This is a genomic window from Kitasatospora sp. NPDC057904, assembly GCF_042887925.1.
Lineage (GTDB): Bacteria > Actinomycetota > Actinomycetes > Streptomycetales > Streptomycetaceae > Kitasatospora.
This window is the reverse complement of sequence record NZ_JBHVOL010000013.1, coordinates 286,293-300,414: the sequence shown is the minus strand read 5'-3', so window position 1 is coordinate 300,414 and position 14,122 is coordinate 286,293. Positions and strand designations below refer to the sequence as shown.

Here is a 14,122-nt window from a genome sequence, read left to right as displayed (position 1 = left end):
TAACCCAGGGCCGCGCCGAGGGCGACAGGCCCGTCACCACCGCGCAGGGCTTCGCCCGCCTCCTCCTCAGCCGCCCCGAGAACCTGCGCGACAAAGACATCGCACTGCTCGGCGAACTCACCAGTGCCTGCCGCGAGATGACCGAACTCGCCTGTCTGACCAGCGAGTTCGCCCAACTACTGGCGCCGGCCGAGGGCAACGACGCCAAGCTCACCGCCTGGATCGCGTCAGTTCGCTCCGCCGACCTGCCCCACCTACGCTCCTTCACGAACGGCCTGGAACTCGACCGGGCCGCCGTCGACGCCGGACTCACCACCCCGCACCACAACGGCCGTACCGAGGGCGTCAACACACGAACTAAGCGGATCATGCGGCAGATGCACGGCCGCGCCGGATTCCCCCTGCTCCGCCACCGCATCCTCCTCCGGTGATCGCCACGGAGCGCTACCACCGAATACGGGCCAGAGCCGGTCATTTGGACAGACCCAAGGGCGGGGTTGCTCGGAGAGGGCGCGGTTCTTGGGGGGCGCTGCCGAGGGCGGGGTGCCTCCAAAGGGTGCTGGAACAGGTACGGCGACGTCGCGTTCGCGAGTCGGTTCATAACGACACCGCCCCACGATCGGGATCGTCCAGAGCAGCTTCCGAGGGGACAAGGCGAAGAATCCTGGGCCGCGCGGTAGCCTGCTGCATCACCGGACGAGTCCGATGGCCTCGATCTCGATCATCCACTCGGGGTCGGCGAGTGAGGAGACCTCCACGAACGACTCAGCGAGATGTGGCTCCTCTGGGAAGTGCTCCGCGCGCAGCTTGGCGAAGATGTCCTGCTGTGCGATGTCGGTGACGAACACGGTCGCCTTGACCACGTCAGCGAGGCTGGAGCCTGCGTTTGTCAGAACCGTAGACAGATTTGCGAGCGCTTGACGGGCTTGCGCCTCAAAGTCCCCCGCGCCGACTGTGGATCCCTGGGCATCAATTGGTGCCTGCCCCGATGTGAAGACCAAGTTCCCGACCCGGACTCCGAGCGATATTCCGGCCGACTCGTACCAGTCGGGTTCCGCGGAGACGCGCACGCGCTCGGCGGCAGGTTGCGTAACGGACATGTTGTTGACACTCCCTCAAGACTGCACACGTGGGGCCGGGGAGCAGTGATCACCCCGACTTGATCCGACAGCCACGAGATCACGAGATTCATTCCCGCGGGCTTGCAACGGAATCCACCGCCGCCCGAGGTGGCGCCGCCAGGGATGCACAAGCGTGAGCCGCACCTCCAGATGTGCTTCGCCGCACCGTCGCTCATGCGGCGCATCCGCGCCCCCTGGGATCATCGGGAGGAGACCATGAGCTGGTCGGTCGGACAGGTCTCCGGATTCGCTGGAGTCACGGTGCGGAGCGGGTGGGGATGAGTTCGTTCGCGGCGCGGTGGTGGCGCGGGGGACCGTCGGCGGTCCGGCCGTCGCTCACGGCGATGTCCATGGCGTCGCCGTTGGAGTGGAGCAGTGACGCGGAGGGCCACCACCGTTGCACGCCGGTCTCGCTGAAGCCGGCGGCCAGCTGGAGGTCGACCCCCGCCGGCCAGGGCGTGCCGGGGGCATACGGGTCCTGGCTCCCTGTGGGGCGGTGGCCCGGTCCACGGCCGTGACTCCTTCTGTCGCTGTCAGGTCAGGAGAGACCTCGCAGCCGGTGGTGCTGGGGACCGGGGGCCGCCGGTCAGGGCGCTTTGGTATCGGCCGCGGGCGGCTCTGCCTCCTCGCCGTCCTCCTCGCCGTCCTCGTCGACGTCGTCGGCCTTGGCCCGGACGTCCTTGGGCGTGGGTGCCGTGATGCTGCGCTCCTCCGCGGACCGCTCCCGTACCGTGTCGCCCTCGCGCGAGGCGTCGCTCTCGTCGCGAGGGCCCGTGTCGTCCGTGCTCATCTCGCATCGTCCTTCCGTGATGTCGGGTGGCGGTGCGCCAGGCTGCCCTGACGGCGGCGGCGCTGCCGCTCGTCGTCGGCCGGGGCGAGGTTCAGTGGCCGAGGGCGCTGGCTAGTTCCTTCTTGTTCATCTTCGAGCGGCCGTGGATGTTGCGCTGCTTGGCCTCGTTGTACAGCTGGTCGTACGTGGGCCCCCGGGAGCCCGAGTGCGAGTGCAATCCGCCGCGCCGGGAGGAGGACATGTCGTGGGTGGAGGAGCGGCTGGCGGTCTTCGACTCGCCGTGCCGGGCCCGTTCCTTGTTCACGGTCCGGGCCGCGATCTCCTTGGCCCGCTTCTGGCTCTCCCCGCGCTCCAGCGCACTGTCCTTGATGTGCTCGTACTGTCGCTCACGCTTCTTGCTCGAACCCGCAGGCATGATTCCTCCTCTGTGGGGTGCCGGATCGTGTACCCCGAACGTAGGACGCGACTCGTTCACAGGCTTCCGGAATGCGGCAGATGGGCCTGCCGGATTGCTCCGCCCCGCCGGGCCGGCGGCCGGGACGGCCCGATCAGCGGGCAGGACGCCTGCGGGAGGCGGTGAGCGTGAGGCGAGTCAGGCCGCCCGCGAACACCGCGATCCCGATGAACAGCAGGTACAGCAGCCCGTGGACGACGACGCCGACGAGTCCCAGGATGATGGCGATCACCGTCAGCGCCAGGAACACGCTCACAGCGGGCCCCCATTTCTTCGCCGGGACGGCCGGCCTGGCTGAGGCCGACCGCGGCTACCAGCGGTACCAGCGGCTGCGTCCGCCCTCTGCCGCACCGCGGAAGACGAAGCCGAGCAGCCACAGTGCCAGCACGACCAGCGCCACCCACCACAGCACGTGGACGGCGAATCCCAGGCCGCCGAGGATCAGCGCGAGCAGCAGGATAAGGACAAGAGCGAGCATGGGAGGCTCCCTTTCCGACGTTTCCGGCGCCCCAGGACGTGCCCGGTGATCGAGCGGGGGCGCTGCGCCCGAGCGTGTACCCGTGCTTCGCAACCCCACGCACGCCGTAGGTGCCATTGCCTGGCACCGGCCGCGTCTGGCCCGTTCGGCACAGCGCTGCCTTCTACACGCGACTTGCCGCCGCGAGCGGTTTTGCCGGGGCGCGGGGTGGGAAGCCGCGTCAGGGGTTTGTGACGACGCACGGAAGGAAGACGAGGCCGGATCGCCCCGAACTGATCCCGGCGACGCGGTCCCAGGGGGAAGCGAGGAGCGATCATGGTGAAGGTTCTGCTCATACTGCTGTGCCTGGTACTGCCGTGGCTGGCGGTGCTCATCAAGGACGGTCCAAGCGTGAAGGTGCTGTGGGCCTTCCTGCTCCAGCTCTGCGGGCACGTGCCCGGTGTCGTCTACGGCATCTACCAGGTCGTCCAGGACTGACCGCGCAGGACACCCGCGACGAGGCGTCGCCCGGCCAAGGCCGGGCGTCTCGCCGCTCCCGCCCGAGGTGGCCTGGCGTGCGGCTGCTGGCGCCGGCCGGCAACGAGCCGTGTCCGGTCACCGTCAGTCGCTGGCCGACGTGGGCGACGGCTTCGCCCGCCTCTCCGCCCGCCTCTCCGCCCGCCGGGGAATCGGCGCGGTTGCGAGTCCCGTTCCGAGCACGCGACCGTCGCCTGCGGCGTTGCAGGCATCGCGGCTCCCTTGTGAGTGGCCGGCCGCTCAGCTGTCCGCTGAGGGCACGCCGGTTCGGACTACCCGGTCGGCCTCCATCTCGACGACGACGACGAGTACCGGGTCCCGCCCGCTCCCCACTCGGACAGCTCCCCGGTCACCAGCCGCAGCGGGCCGCCCGGTCCGCCGATGGCCCCGATCACCCAGCCCCTCACCACGACCTACCCCTACACTGCTCCAGCACGGACGGGACAAGCATCAGCGGGCTCCCTTCGTATGCGAGGCGTAATCAGCCGAGCACTCAAGCAGCCGTCGGCGAGCGCGATCCACTCGACGGCCGTTCCTGCGCGGCCTGCCTGACGAGTGCTCACCGACACCCCGCCGGCCGGCGGCCCCGAGGGTCGGGCCACCGATGCAGACGCGTGCGGACACCTCGAACCGATCCGGGTCGCCTTCCGGGCTGACGGCCAACATGCCTCGAAAGCGCGGGAGTTGTGCAGATATCGGACTTGCTGGCTGGCGGGCGGACACCGGGGTAGGCGCTGCTGGCACGCACCGGCCTGTCCGGATCGGTGCCCACCAGGAAGGTGATCGGATTTGCAGAAGTCCGCCGTCCGCCCGCTGCCCGTCACGTTTCCCGAAAGCCTGCGGCCCGACGTCCCGGTCGACGCCGAGCTCCGCTTCGACGCCACGCTTCCCTATGCGGCCTGCCTGGTCTTCCCGTCGGCCCCCTTCGGCTACGCGAGCGGTTCGGTGCTGTGCTGGTACTTCGGGCGCGACCTGCTGAACGAGGGCCGCCACGCCCCGGTCGGCAACGGAGACGTCAAGGTCAGGCCCGGGCCCGCCGGTGAAGTCCTCATCACCCTGCAAGGTTCGGACGGCCAGGCGGTGGTCAGCGCCCCGCAGGACGCCGTGACCGGCTTCCTCGCGGACTCGTTCACGCTGGTACCCGCAGGATCGGAGGCCGACCACCTCGATGTCGACGTGCTTCTCGCCCGCCTGCGCGCCGGCGACTGATCTGGCAGCCGTGCCGGACTCGCCCAGGCCCGCGGGCCCTGGGCAGGCGTTCAGCCCTCCAGCCGGCGCTTGCTGAGCCAGGCGACCATCTCGGGGTCGCGGTGGTCGAAGAACAGCGTGGCGCCGGTGTCGAGGGCGGCAATGGCGGACATCTGGCCGTCGGTGAGGCGGAAGTCGAAGACGTCGATGTTCTGCGCCATCCGGTCGGGGTCGACGGACTTGGGGATGGTGATGATGTCGCGAGGGATGCCGCTGCCCTTGACGGCGCGTCCGACGGCCTCCTCGTTGCCGTAGGCGGCGGCGGTGTCCAGCAGCCGGTAGCCCGCGGCCAGGGCGTCGGCGACGGCCTGCTCGGTCTTCTCTGCGGGGATCTGGTACACACCGAAACCGAGGATCGGCATCTCGACGCCATTGTTCAGGGTGATGTGCTGCACGGTGTACTTCCTCATTCTTCGATCCGGGGCGACGCCGTCCGGCCAGGACCGGGAGACGCGGAGCGCCGATCCCAGCGTGACCCGCACACCGCCGGACCGCTCGGCGGTCCGCGAAGGCAGGACAGGCCGGCGGGCGCACAACGGCGACAGGCCGGCCTCGTCCTCTCCCGCTCTCGGGTGCCCGCCACGTCCCTGGCCTGCGCCGTGACGGCGGAGCGTCTGGCCCCGCGCCTGCTGTGTCAGGCCGCCGTAGCACGGCGGCGTGTGGGACGACCGCAGCGCAGCAGTCCCCCGTGAGGGCGGCACCATGAAGGCGGCGGTGGCGGGCTACGGGCACCAGCACTCCTCACCCGCTACAGCACCGACGGCCCGGGGCCCCGGGCCCTCCTGCGGCACGCTGAGCGCCTGCGCACCCTTTCCCCACCCCAGCCGCGTCCTGGAGCGGTTGCCACACCGACGGCCAGGTTGGCCGGTGCGCCAGGCGTAGTGCGCCGCGGACGGCGAGCCACCGCCTGCTCCGAATGCCGCCGTGAGTGTGCGTCACCACGGTCCGACGGCCAGGCTGGCCGGATGGACACCATTTTCGTACTGGAACTCGATATACCTGCCAATGTCCGGGTACTCCAGCCCGACCACACACCGGCGGATCCCGAACATCCGGTGCTCCGGGCCCACACCGCCCCCGCGGAGCCCTCGGGCATGTGCGGCCCCCTCACTCTGTGCGGCCTGGCCACCACCGACATGACCCTCGCCCCCCGCCGGCGCACCCATGACCGGCCACGCTGGCACGCCTGCAGCTCATGCCAGACCATCGCGGCGAGCACCGCCCCCGAGGTTGCCGGGCCGCCCGGCCTGGACGTCGCGGGCCACGGATGAGTTGACGGATCAGCAGATCGAGCCGTGAGAACGCAAGAAGGCCGCGTCCGCGGGGACGGGGCCGTGCCCCGGCGCGTGCCGGCTCGCTGGAGGGGTACTGCCGGCGCAGGAGGGCGGTGCACCGGGTTCTCCACTCGGTGCACCGCGGCCGGGCGGCGCCTGCCGACGTCCGCCGCCGGGAGGCTCCTTGCGCGCCGGCTCGGTCGCGAGAGGCGGGACCCGCGGCCCCATCCGCCCCGCCGGTGGTGACGAAGGATCAGGGCTGGAAGAGCACTTTGATCGCGCCGCCCCGCTTGCGCTGGGACATCTCGTGTGCGGCGGGCGCCTCGGTCAGCGGCATGCGGTGGGTGGTGAAGCCGTCCACGCCAAGGGGGTCGTCGTGGGTGAGCAGCGATAGCAGGTCGTTCGTCTACCGTCGGACGTTCGCCTGCTGTTTGTCGAACATGGTCAGCATGGGCACGCGGTCGGTCATCCCGCCGGACACGCCGGACAGCGAGATGGTGCTGCCTCGCCGGACGAGGTCCACCGCGAGGTGGAGGGCGTGCAGGCGGTCCAAGCCGACGGTGGCGACCTTGATCCCGTTCTGCGCGGCGGCCCCGCTGTGGTCCGTCCTGCTCGCTGATGCGCACCACCTGCCGCCCCACCACGTCGACGAACAGGAACGTCACGTAGCGGGCGCCGAACCGGTCCCGCAGGTAGTGCGCGACCATGTCCAGTGACGCTACCGGTGCCGCGTCCTCGGCCAGTAGCTCGGCCAGCCCGATCCGCTCATCCGCCACCCGTCATCTCCCACCGGCGCCGCAGGCCGCGTCAAGGCCGGGGCCCGGCCACTATCGTCGCGCGACTCGTGGCCGTTCGCGCGGCGGAACCCGCAGGGTACGCCCCTGCGGTGGCTCGGCCACGAGACGGGACCTCGTCTCCTCGGCGGGTGTCCCTGTCGAGTCGCTGCTTCTTCCCGGACTCCGCTCAGCCGCAGCCCAGGACTGCCAATATCGGTGCGGTCCCGGTCCGCTCGCATCGGCTGTGTGCGGTCAGGGTGGCGAGGTGGTTCCACACGTCGATGCAAGTCCTGCCAGGCCCGGGTGACTGCCGATGAAGCGGGGTCTCGGTGCCGGCAGTCCGGTGAGACACCGCCTGCTCCACAAGGCGTCACAGGCATCGGTTGGATCCAACCCGGGCTGTCCGGTCAGCCCGTGCCCGGAGGACTCGGGGTTCGTCACAGCTGTGCGGTGAGGGCGACCAGCAGGGCGGCGAGGCCGACGGCGAGCCAGGCGATGTAGTCGCCGAGCAGGCCGGAGTGAAGGCGGCGCAGGGGCAGGATAGTGGCCCGGTACAGGGCGCCGGTGCGACGTCGTGGGTCACGGCGGACGGCGGTGGCGGCGAAGGCGACGGCCAGGGCGGCGGAGAGCAGACCGAGGAGGACACCGGAGGGCGTCCAGCCCGCATCGGGGGCGGGGGAGGCGGCAGGTGCGGCCTGGCCGAGGGTGTCGGCGAGGTAGCCGGCGCGGTCGGTGAAGGCCGCGGCGGCCTCCGCCAGTGCCCGGCCGACGCCCGGGACGACGCCGACGGCGAGGCAGCCGGCGAGCAGGGTGGCGGAGACGACGAGCATGGGCGGCGGGGGCCGCCGGCCCGGTTCGCGGATCTCGGGTTCCTCGCCCTCGCCGGTGGTCGCGGCGACCTCCGGGTGTTCCTTGGGCGGCAGGCCGATCCCGCCGAAGACCCGCAGGCCCGCGCGCAGCACCGCGCCGCCGGTGAGGGCCGACACCAGGACGAACACGACGGGCAGCCAGCCGAGTTCGCGCCCGGCGGCCGCCTCGGCGACCGCCTTTCCCAGTCCGGTGCCGAACGGCGGCAGTCCGGCGAGGGCCAGCCCGCCGAGGACGAACAGCAGTCCGGGCAGGCGGAGTTCGCGGGCGCGGCCGTGCAGCCCGTGTTCGTCCACCGAGCCGTAGCGGTCGAGCAGGACGCCGGTGAGGCCGAACAGCGCGGCCTTGGCGCCCGCGTGGCCGGCCACGTACACGGCGGACCCGGCCAGGCCGGCCGGGGTGAGCAGGGCCGTGCCGACGAGGAAGAGGCCGACGTGTCCGACCGTCGAGAAGGCGAGCATCCGCTTCAGGTGGCGCTGCTGCCAGCACATGACGCCGCCGACCAGCGCCGTCAGCACCCCGGCGGCGAGCAGGGTGTCCCGGACGACGGCGTCCGGCAGCCCGCCCGCGCCGGCGAACACCACGCGGTGGATCCGGGCCACCCCGTAGACGCCGAGTTCCACCATGACCCCGGACAGCAGCATGCACACCGGGCTGGGTGCCACCGCGTGGGCGTCCGGCAGCCAGAAGTGGAACGGCGCCGTCGCGGCCTTCACCAGCGGGCCGGCGAGGACCAGCACGAACGCGACGACGACCAGCGTGTCCCGGCCGTGCCCGGCCGCTGCCCGTTCGTCCAGCGCGGCTCCGATCTGGGCCATGCCGAGTTCCCCGGTCCTGGCGTAGAGCAGGCCGATGCCGAGCAGGGAGAGGTAGGCGGCGGCCGAGTTGACGAGCCCGAAGGCGAGGGCACCTTGCAGCGGGCGCGGGTCCTCGATGCGGTAGCCGGTCAGGGCGTAGGCGACGGCGCCCATCAGCTCGAAGAAGACGAAGGCGTCGAAGAGGTCGCCGGTGAGCGCGAAGCCGCACATCCCGGCCTGGAAGAGCAGCAGGAGGGCGGGGAACATCCCGCCGTGCTCGCCCGACGGCTCGTCGAAGTACCGCCAGGCGTAGCAGAACACGGCGAGGACGAGCACCGCGGCGAGGAGCGCCAGGCCGCTGCCGAGACGGTCGGCGACCAGGACGATGCCGACGCCGTGGCCGTCGCGCGGCGTCCAGCCGCCGAGCCACGAAACCGCGCGACCGCCCGGGTCGGTGCGGGCCCAGAGCAGGGCGAGGCAGACGACGTCGGCGGCGGCGCAGGCGGTGGCGAGCGCGTCGCGGCCCGGGCGGGGCAGCCACCGCCCCGCGACGGCCACCAGCGGCGCGCCGAGCAGGGGGATGGCGACGGCCAGCGGCAGGAGGTCGGCGGTGTTCACCGGGGCGTCACCCGCGCAGTCCGGTCAGGTCCTCCGGGTCCACCGTGCCGTGCCGCTTGCGCAGTTGGATCACGAGGGAGAGGAGGAGCGCGGTGACGGTGGCGCCGACGACGATGTCGGTGAGTGCGAGCGCCTGGACCACCGGGTCGACGACCGGCGCGGTGGTCGGCAGGTCGGAGTAGACCGGCGCGGTGGCGTCGCGGCGGTAGCCGACGGCGAGCAGCAGCACGTACGTCGAGGACTGCGCGACGGCCAGGCAGCCGACGGCCTGCACGAGGTTGCGGCTGGTGACCAGGCCGTACAGCCCGGCGAGCAGGATCCACCCGGCCACCAGGTACGGGAAGACGGTCATCGGCTGTTCCTCCGGGGGGTGACCTCCACGGCCTGGTCCAGGAAGTGCGCCAGCAGCACCACGACGGCCGAGCCGACCTCCACGCCGACGGCGGCGTTGATGACGGCCACCAGGCCGCTGGAGGACAGCTCGTTGAAGGTGCCGAGCGGCAGGGTGTTGGCGAGGTAGCCGGCGCCCTGGGCGAGGCCGATGAGGCCGAGGGCGGCGTAGGAGCCGGCGGCGATCGCGTCCGTGACGTCCAGGGCGGCCAGCGGGCGGATCCGTTTCAGCACCAGGTAGTCGGCGGCGACGTAGGACAGGTGCAGGGCGGTGGTGAGCGCGACGCCGCCCTGGAAGCCGCCGCCGGGGCTCAACTGGCCGTGAGCGACGAGGTACCCGCCGGTCAGCACGGTGACGGGGAGCAGCGTGGCGCCGAACAGGCGGGTGGTGGGCAGGACCGGCTCGGCCGCCGCCCGGCGCTTGTGCTCGTCCCGGGCCAGGCGCAGCAGCATGCCGGCGCCGAGGACCGAGCCGAAGAGGATCGACTCCTCGCCGAGGGTGTCGAAGGCGCGCTGGTCGAAGTTGACGGAGGACACGATGTTGGCGGTCTGCCGGGCCAGGCCCGCGGCCACCGCCCGGTCACCGTATGGGTGTTGGGCGCCGCCGAAGCCGGGGAGCTGCTCGGCGGCGACGATCAGGGCGGCGGCGAGGACGGCGGCGGCGGTCAGGAAGAGCCGCAGGCGGGTGGTCCGGCTCACTCGCTGCGGTCCGGGCGCTCGTCGTCGGCGTGCTCCTCGCGGCTCACCTTGCGGACGGTCAGCAGGATCAACAGCGGGGTGATCGCGCTGCCGACGCCGAGTTGGGACAGCGCGACGTCGGGTGCCTGGAGGACGGTGAACAGCACGGCGAGGCTCACTCCGAGCAGGGCGAGGACGACGGCCTGCCGGACGGGGTCGCGGGTGAGCGCGGCGGCGGTCGCCGTGGTGGCCGTGAGGAGGAGGGCGATCACGATGAGGGTGTCGGTCACTGCCCGGCCTCCTGGCCTGATCGCTGCTCGGCGCGGACGGTGGTGCGGCCGATGGCCATGGTGGTGACCGTGCCTCCGGTGGCCAGCAGCAGGCCGATGACCAGGAGCTTCACCGCTGCGCGCCCCGGCCCGGTGTCGACGGCGAGCGCGAGCGCGACGAGCGGGGCGCCAAGGGCAGCCGCGGGGGAGAGCGCGTGCAGCCGCAGGTACGGGCCGGGCAGCACGACGAGGGCGAGGGCGGCGAGCAGCAGGGCGGCCGTGCCTGCGCACAGCAGGATCACGGCGACGGCGTGGCGGCTCATGCGCCCACCTCTCCCCGAGTCTTGACGGCTGGGAGGTACCCCCATCGCTCGGCAGGGGCATTCGCCCACGCGCACCCCTCGACGATTCGCTCGCTGCGCTCGCTCATCGGTGTTCCTTTCCGGCGAGGAAGCGGGTGAACACGAGCGTCCCGGCGGGGGAGAGCACCGCGAGGTCGAGGGCGAGGTCGGTGTACGAGGTTCGGCTGAAGCCCTGGGCAAGCAGGAGAAGGACGGCGGAGCCGATCGTGGCGGCCAGGTTGAGCCCGGCCAGGCGTTCGTGCGGCTCGCCGCGCAGCCCGACGAGCAGGCACGGGCCGAGCCCGCCGACGGCGAGGAAGACAGCCGCGAGCAGCCACGCGTTCACCGCTCACCGTCCGTCAAGGCTGCCTGAAGCGCTGAGCCCCTTCCGCCGAGCGCGTGCACGATGAGTGTGTCGCCCTCGGTTGAGACGACGTAAGCACCGGGCGTCGACGACAACAACGCGGCGGCCCAGGCCGGTCCGGTGCCCGGGGAGAGCCGGACGGTTCGGAAGCCGGCGTCCCGCCGGCGGGCGGGCGACACGGTGACGAGCGCCAGCCGGCCGGTGTCGGCGATCAGGGTCCACGGGAACGCCCAGAGCGCTTGCGCGAGCCGGGCCGGACCGCCGGGCGCTGCGCCGGAAGCGCGCCGGACGGCGAGGGCGCCGATCGCTCCGAGGAGCGCGACGCCGCCGCCGACCGCGACCTCAAGCGGTGTCACCGAGCTGATGAAAACGGTATTGAGGAGAAGCAACAAGCCCCACCAGAGCAGGAGTTCGAACGCCGAGCGCACCGCACCACCCCATGTGTCATCAGCCGGGCCGCGCCGGCACGGCGAGCGGCCCCAGGTGTACCGTCCGGTCGGCGGACCGGTCCCGCGCGCAACGCCGTCGCACGCGGGATCGGCTCGCCGGACCACCCGTTCGCCGCAGCGGGGGAACGGGTCCTGTGATGATCGGTCGGGTCCTCGGCCCCGGAGAGGTCCTCAGCCCCGGCCAGGTGGTGCGGACTCGTGGGCGGGCTCGGTGACTTCGTACTCCGGGCCGTCCTCGGGACCCTTCTCCTCCTCGTGCTCGGGCGGTGGCCCGCCCTCGCCGGTCATCCGCGACTCCGGTGTCTCGACCGGGGACGTCGGGCCCACCGGCGGGTGCTCCTTCCGGTCGCTCATCCTGCTCACCTCCTCGAACGCCGTCGGGGGGCCTGGCGGAACGTCAGGGCTGGAACAGCACCTTGACCACGCCGTTCTGCTTGTGCCGGAACGTCTCGTACGCGGCGGGGCCTCGGGCAGCGGAAGGTGGTTGGCAACTCCCTTCGCGGTGACCCTCCGGCGCCGGCGGCCGCGCGGAGCGGCCGCCGGGCCCTGGTTCAGTGCTTGCCCGCGTCCTTGATCTTCTCGGCGGCCTGCTTCAGGTCGCCCTTCGCCTGCTCGGCCCGGCCCTTGGTCTCCAACCGGCGGTCGCCCGTGGATCGTCCGGCGGCCTCCTTCACCTTTCCGCGGGCCTTCTCGGCCATGTTGCGCATCTTGTCCGAGGTAGCCATGCCGTGTGCTCCTTTCGCCGGAGGGGCGGGTCCGCCCCTCGCGGCGCCTGCCCGGGGAACGAGGTTCCATGCCCGTCCGCGGCGAATTCCCCGTCCGGAGGCTCGGCGTACGCGGGCAGGCCGGGGCGGGCCGACCGTCGGGCGCATCAGCCCTCGATCACCGCCTCCTGGAGAGCGCGCCGGCGGCGGCGCCGAGCAGCGCCGCACCGCCGGCCGCGAGCAGGCCGTGGTGCTGGGAGGCCCACAACTGCGCGCTGTGATCGCGGGCCTCGGCGTCGAAGCGCCCGTGCGCGCCGTGGTCGTCGTAGTCGTCGAGGGGCGCCCACAGGTTGTTCGGGTCCCGGGCGCGGCGCGGCCGGTCTTCCTGCTGGGCGTCGACGCCGTTGCGGGCGAGGTAGCGGTCGAGCAGGCCGGGGGCCACGGCGTTGGCGATCAAGGTGGCGGCGGTGCTGCCGCCCACCCAGTACTCCCGGCGCCCCGGGTGGTCGGCCGCGTACCGGACGGCGCGGGCGGCGACCTCGGGCTGGTGCACCGGCGGGACGGGACGGGCCCGGCCGCGCAGCCGGTTGAGCACCCAGTCGAACTGGGGCGTGTTGACGGCGGGCAGTTGCACCATCGTCACGCGCACCTTCGAACCGGCCGCGAGCAGTTCGCAGCGCAGCGCCTCGTGCCAGCCCTGGAGGGCGTGCTTGGCGCCGCTGTAGGCGGTCTGCAGCGGGATGCCCCGGTACGCGATGGCCGAGCCGACCTGCACGATCGTGCCGCGGTCGCGCGGAAGCATCCGGCGCAGGGCGGCGCGGGTGGCGTTGACGTACCCGAGGTAGGTGACCTCGGTGACCCGCCGGAACTCGTCCGCGCCGATCTCGGTGAACGGCGCGAAGACCGAGACGAAGGCGTCGTTGACCCACACGTCGATCGGCCCGAACGCGGCCTCGGCGCGCTCGGCGGCGGCCTCGCAGGCCTCCGGGTCGGCGACGTCCGCAGGGATCGTGCACACCGGGGAGCCGGCCGCGCGGGCCTCCTCCGCCGCGGCACGCAGCCCGGCCGCGCCCCGGGCGATCAGGACGAGGCGGTCGCCGCCGGTGGCGAAGGCCCGCACGCAGGCGCGGCCGACGCCGGCGGTGGCGCCGGTGATGACCACGGTGCGGGGACGGGAACGCGCGTTGGTAGTCGTCATGGCGGGCGTCTTGCCGCGCCGCCGCGCCCGAAACGTCAGGGCGGGGCCTGCGGGGGGCGGTCCCCGTCGGGAGATCCGGGCGAAGGCGGCGGGCACCGCCCGTTGTGCCGTCGCAGGTGCTGGACCGGCAGGAGGAACCAGCAGAACGCGAACCAGAGCATGACGGCCCCGGCGATCCAGCCGGAGACGGCGGATCCGGTCGCCACGCGCAGCAGGAGCAGCAGGGCGGAGCCGATGGTGAGAGCGAGCAGGACCAGTCCCGCCGCCACCAACCGTGCCGCCGCGTCGACCAGTTGGGGCTTGAGGCGGCGTCCGGCGAAGATCCGGTGGTACGCGACCGGCGCGGTGAGCGCACCCGTGGCGAGGGCGCCGAAGACGACGGTGACCACGTACAGCCCCCGCTCGAAACCGCCGAGCTCCGCGAACCGGGGCATGAAGACCACGCTCAGGAGGAAGCCGAACAGCACCTGGGAACCGGTCTGGGCGACCCGTACCTCCTGGAGCAGGTCGGTCCAGCGCCGGTCGGCCCGCTCGTCGGCGGACTCCCGCCGTCCGGTCCGCGGCGCGTGGACGCGTCCGTTCCGGTTGGTGCCGAATGCCGCCATGGGATCGCCTCTGGGTCCGTCCCGCCCTCAGCCGGTTCTCGTTCGTTCGCGCGTGTAGCCGCACGGAGGAGGGGCAAACGCGGGTCATGGACGACCAACAGGCGGTCCGCCCGTCCGCGCCCGACGCGGTGCCCCAGGTGCCGGTCGTTCGCGCGGCGACGCGTTCCGCGCGCGATGATGGTCGG

Annotated in this window: 22 protein-coding genes and 2 pseudogenes; 4 read left to right on the top strand and 20 right to left on the bottom strand. The window is 72.5% G+C overall.

Annotation, left to right across the window (positions count from 1 at the left end; all coding sequences use genetic code 11):
- On the top strand, positions 1–431 hold a 431-nt coding region (locus ACFVSN_RS30065), incomplete at its 5' end, for a transposase (RefSeq protein WP_387956884.1).
- A 258-nt stretch (positions 432–689) separates the two neighbouring features.
- On the opposite strand, the gene ACFVSN_RS30060 is transcribed toward ACFVSN_RS30065, so the two are convergent.
- The 6 genes from ACFVSN_RS30060 to ACFVSN_RS30035 form a co-directional block, all read right to left on the bottom strand.
- Positions 690–1,100 carry a RidA family protein gene (locus tag ACFVSN_RS30060; protein ID WP_387602533.1) on the bottom strand — a complete coding sequence of 137 codons (411 nt, stop codon included), beginning with the start codon at positions 1,098–1,100 and terminating at the stop codon, positions 690–692.
- A gap of 277 nt (positions 1,101–1,377) precedes the next feature.
- Entirely contained in the window at positions 1,378–1,524 is a 147-nt protein-coding gene (locus ACFVSN_RS30055; RefSeq protein ID WP_387602530.1) for a hypothetical protein, read from the bottom strand.
- A 183-nt stretch (positions 1,525–1,707) separates the two neighbouring features.
- Positions 1,708–1,911: a hypothetical protein gene (locus ACFVSN_RS30050; protein WP_387602528.1), complete on the bottom strand. Its 204-nt coding sequence runs from the start codon at positions 1,909–1,911 to the stop codon at positions 1,708–1,710.
- A 91-nt stretch (positions 1,912–2,002) separates the two neighbouring features.
- A complete protein-coding gene (locus ACFVSN_RS30045) occupies positions 2,003–2,326 on the bottom strand; it encodes a plasmid stabilization protein (protein WP_387602525.1) in 324 nt (107 codons plus the stop codon).
- 133 nt (positions 2,327–2,459) lie between these two features.
- Positions 2,460–2,621 carry a hypothetical protein gene (locus ACFVSN_RS30040; RefSeq protein ID WP_387602522.1) on the bottom strand — a complete coding sequence of 54 codons (162 nt, stop codon included), beginning with the start codon at positions 2,619–2,621 and terminating at the stop codon, positions 2,460–2,462.
- Positions 2,622–2,675: 54 nt separating this feature from the next.
- The gene (locus ACFVSN_RS30035) at positions 2,676–2,843 is read right to left on the bottom strand and encodes a hydrophobic protein (protein WP_387602519.1); all 168 of its coding nucleotides are present in this window, start codon (positions 2,841–2,843) and stop codon (positions 2,676–2,678) included.
- 315 nt (positions 2,844–3,158) lie between these two features.
- Here ACFVSN_RS30035 and ACFVSN_RS30030 point away from each other — a divergent pair, with 315 nt between their 5' ends.
- Both ACFVSN_RS30030 and ACFVSN_RS30025 read left to right on the top strand, forming a co-directional pair.
- On the top strand, positions 3,159–3,320 hold the full coding sequence (locus tag ACFVSN_RS30030; protein WP_387602516.1) for a YqaE/Pmp3 family membrane protein: 162 nt from the start codon (positions 3,159–3,161) through the stop codon (positions 3,318–3,320).
- An 828-nt stretch (positions 3,321–4,148) separates the two neighbouring features.
- A complete protein-coding gene (locus ACFVSN_RS30025) occupies positions 4,149–4,568 on the top strand; it encodes an SsgA family sporulation/cell division regulator (RefSeq protein ID WP_387602513.1) in 420 nt (139 codons plus the stop codon).
- Positions 4,569–4,618: 50 nt separating this feature from the next.
- Here the strand turns inward: ACFVSN_RS30025 and ACFVSN_RS30020 are convergent, their stop codons facing one another.
- Complete coding sequence (locus ACFVSN_RS30020) at positions 4,619–5,002, bottom strand: aldo/keto reductase (protein WP_387602511.1); 384 nt, start codon at positions 5,000–5,002, stop codon at positions 4,619–4,621.
- A 570-nt stretch (positions 5,003–5,572) separates the two neighbouring features.
- On the opposite strand from ACFVSN_RS30020, the gene ACFVSN_RS30015 reads away from it, so the two are divergent.
- A complete protein-coding gene (locus tag ACFVSN_RS30015; RefSeq protein ID WP_387602508.1) occupies positions 5,573–5,878 on the top strand; it encodes a hypothetical protein in 306 nt (101 codons plus the stop codon).
- A 256-nt stretch (positions 5,879–6,134) separates the two neighbouring features.
- Here ACFVSN_RS30015 and ACFVSN_RS30010 read toward each other — a convergent pair.
- The 13 genes and pseudogenes from ACFVSN_RS30010 to ACFVSN_RS29950 form a co-directional block, all read right to left on the bottom strand.
- Positions 6,135–6,437, bottom strand: a pseudogene (locus tag ACFVSN_RS30010) (glutathione-dependent formaldehyde dehydrogenase); the annotation flags it as partial.
- Between the two features lie 22 nt (positions 6,438–6,459).
- Positions 6,460–6,657 (bottom strand): annotated as a pseudogene (locus ACFVSN_RS30005) (serine/threonine-protein phosphatase); the annotation flags it as partial.
- 437 nt (positions 6,658–7,094) lie between these two features.
- Positions 7,095–8,939 (bottom strand): complex I subunit 5 family protein, encoded by a 1,845-nt coding sequence (locus ACFVSN_RS30000; protein ID WP_387602505.1) that lies wholly within the window; start codon positions 8,937–8,939, stop codon positions 7,095–7,097.
- Between the two features lie 7 nt (positions 8,940–8,946).
- Positions 8,947–9,291 carry a sodium:proton antiporter gene (locus ACFVSN_RS29995; RefSeq protein WP_387602502.1) on the bottom strand — a complete coding sequence of 115 codons (345 nt, stop codon included), beginning with the start codon at positions 9,289–9,291 and terminating at the stop codon, positions 8,947–8,949.
- Positions 9,288–10,028, bottom strand: a complete 741-nt coding sequence (locus tag ACFVSN_RS29990) for an MnhB domain-containing protein (protein WP_387602499.1) — start codon at positions 10,026–10,028, stop codon at positions 9,288–9,290. Before ACFVSN_RS29990 ends, ACFVSN_RS29995 begins: the two co-directional genes overlap by 4 nt.
- Complete coding sequence (locus ACFVSN_RS29985; RefSeq protein ID WP_387602496.1) at positions 10,025–10,297, bottom strand: Na(+)/H(+) antiporter subunit B; 273 nt, start codon at positions 10,295–10,297, stop codon at positions 10,025–10,027. The genes ACFVSN_RS29990 and ACFVSN_RS29985 overlap by 4 nt, the downstream gene beginning before the upstream one ends.
- Positions 10,294–10,599: a monovalent cation/H(+) antiporter subunit G gene (locus ACFVSN_RS29980; protein WP_387602493.1), complete on the bottom strand. Its 306-nt coding sequence runs from the start codon at positions 10,597–10,599 to the stop codon at positions 10,294–10,296. The genes ACFVSN_RS29985 and ACFVSN_RS29980 overlap by 4 nt, the downstream gene beginning before the upstream one ends.
- Before the next feature lie 103 nt (positions 10,600–10,702).
- On the bottom strand, positions 10,703–10,963 hold the full coding sequence (locus ACFVSN_RS29975) for a monovalent cation/H+ antiporter complex subunit F (RefSeq protein ID WP_387602490.1): 261 nt from the start codon (positions 10,961–10,963) through the stop codon (positions 10,703–10,705).
- Complete coding sequence (locus ACFVSN_RS29970; protein WP_387602487.1) at positions 10,960–11,409, bottom strand: Na+/H+ antiporter subunit E; 450 nt, start codon at positions 11,407–11,409, stop codon at positions 10,960–10,962. The genes ACFVSN_RS29975 and ACFVSN_RS29970 overlap by 4 nt, the downstream gene beginning before the upstream one ends.
- Before the next feature lie 192 nt (positions 11,410–11,601).
- The gene (locus ACFVSN_RS29965) at positions 11,602–11,784 is read right to left on the bottom strand and encodes a hypothetical protein (RefSeq protein WP_387602484.1); all 183 of its coding nucleotides are present in this window, start codon (positions 11,782–11,784) and stop codon (positions 11,602–11,604) included.
- Positions 11,785–11,981: 197 nt separating this feature from the next.
- On the bottom strand, positions 11,982–12,155 hold the full coding sequence (locus ACFVSN_RS29960) for a CsbD family protein (RefSeq protein WP_387602481.1): 174 nt from the start codon (positions 12,153–12,155) through the stop codon (positions 11,982–11,984).
- A gap of 157 nt (positions 12,156–12,312) precedes the next feature.
- Positions 12,313–13,332 carry an SDR family oxidoreductase gene (locus ACFVSN_RS29955; protein ID WP_387602478.1) on the bottom strand — a complete coding sequence of 340 codons (1,020 nt, stop codon included), beginning with the start codon at positions 13,330–13,332 and terminating at the stop codon, positions 12,313–12,315.
- Positions 13,333–13,367: 35 nt separating this feature from the next.
- Positions 13,368–13,937 carry a DUF6328 family protein gene (locus tag ACFVSN_RS29950; protein ID WP_387602475.1) on the bottom strand — a complete coding sequence of 190 codons (570 nt, stop codon included), beginning with the start codon at positions 13,935–13,937 and terminating at the stop codon, positions 13,368–13,370.
- Positions 13,938–14,122: the final 185 nt, after the last annotated feature.

Coding starts and splice junctions, on each gene's coding strand:
- ACFVSN_RS30060 (WP_387602533.1), bottom strand. CDS start 1,100: ATGTCCGTTACGCAACCTGCCGCCGAGCGCGTGCGCGTCTCCGCGGAA.
- ACFVSN_RS30050 (WP_387602528.1), bottom strand. CDS start 1,911: ATGAGCACGGACGACACGGGCCCTCGCGACGAGAGCGACGCCTCGCGC.
- ACFVSN_RS30045 (WP_387602525.1), bottom strand. CDS start 2,326: ATGCCTGCGGGTTCGAGCAAGAAGCGTGAGCGACAGTACGAGCACATC.
- ACFVSN_RS30035 (WP_387602519.1), bottom strand. CDS start 2,843: ATGCTCGCTCTTGTCCTTATCCTGCTGCTCGCGCTGATCCTCGGCGGC.
- ACFVSN_RS30030 (WP_387602516.1), top strand. CDS start 3,159: ATGGTGAAGGTTCTGCTCATACTGCTGTGCCTGGTACTGCCGTGGCTG.
- ACFVSN_RS30015 (WP_387602508.1), top strand. CDS start 5,573: ATGGACACCATTTTCGTACTGGAACTCGATATACCTGCCAATGTCCGG.
- ACFVSN_RS29995 (WP_387602502.1), bottom strand. CDS start 9,291: ATGACCGTCTTCCCGTACCTGGTGGCCGGGTGGATCCTGCTCGCCGGG.
- ACFVSN_RS29980 (WP_387602493.1), bottom strand. CDS start 10,599: ATGAGCCGCCACGCCGTCGCCGTGATCCTGCTGTGCGCAGGCACGGCC.
- ACFVSN_RS29965 (WP_387602484.1), bottom strand. CDS start 11,784: ATGAGCGACCGGAAGGAGCACCCGCCGGTGGGCCCGACGTCCCCGGTC.
- ACFVSN_RS29960 (WP_387602481.1), bottom strand. CDS start 12,155: ATGGCTACCTCGGACAAGATGCGCAACATGGCCGAGAAGGCCCGCGGA.
- ACFVSN_RS29955 (WP_387602478.1), bottom strand. CDS start 13,332: ATGACGACTACCAACGCGCGTTCCCGTCCCCGCACCGTGGTCATCACC.
- ACFVSN_RS29950 (WP_387602475.1), bottom strand. CDS start 13,937: ATGGCGGCATTCGGCACCAACCGGAACGGACGCGTCCACGCGCCGCGG.